Origin of the sequence: Bacillus proteolyticus (genome assembly GCF_001884065.1) — a bacterium.
Classification (GTDB): domain Bacteria; phylum Bacillota; class Bacilli; order Bacillales; family Bacillaceae_G; genus Bacillus_A; species Bacillus_A proteolyticus.
In genome coordinates this window covers 1-433 of sequence record NZ_MACH01000105.1, presented here as the reverse complement: position 1 = coordinate 433, position 433 = coordinate 1, and the positions used below count along the sequence as shown (strand labels likewise).

Genomic DNA, 433 nt, shown 5'->3' with positions numbered 1-433 from the left:
ATCAAGCGTATGGTGCGACTCGAACAGGTATGGTACAAAAGAATGAACTATATATTCGTGACTTAGGATATTTTCGTCTACAAGACTTTAAGTCTATTCAAGACAAGCAGGGATATTATTTATCACGTCTTAAGTTACCAACTAAAATATATAGAAAAGAGTTCGAAACAGTGGTATTTAAAACAAAACCCGCTCAATTGAGACCGGTATATATACAAATTCATTTGGAAGACATCATGAAACAATTACAACCTGGCCAAGTGTATGAATTACATGATGTATATGTAGGGAGTAAAGACAAACTGCCTACTCGTATTGTGGTTTATAAATGTACGGAGGAGCAAAAACAAAAACGCCTACATGATCGAGCTATTCGTGAAAAGAAAAAAGGAATTACATATACAGAGCGTACGAAACTTTTACAAGGAATTAC

1 protein-coding gene is annotated in these 433 nt (G+C 34.6%); it reads left to right on the top strand.

The genetic code is table 11. The annotated features are described in order from the left end of the window. Positions 1-433, top strand: a 433-nt coding sequence (locus BAQ49_RS18750; RefSeq protein ID WP_165616062.1) for a transposase, incomplete at both ends; no start/stop codon positions are given.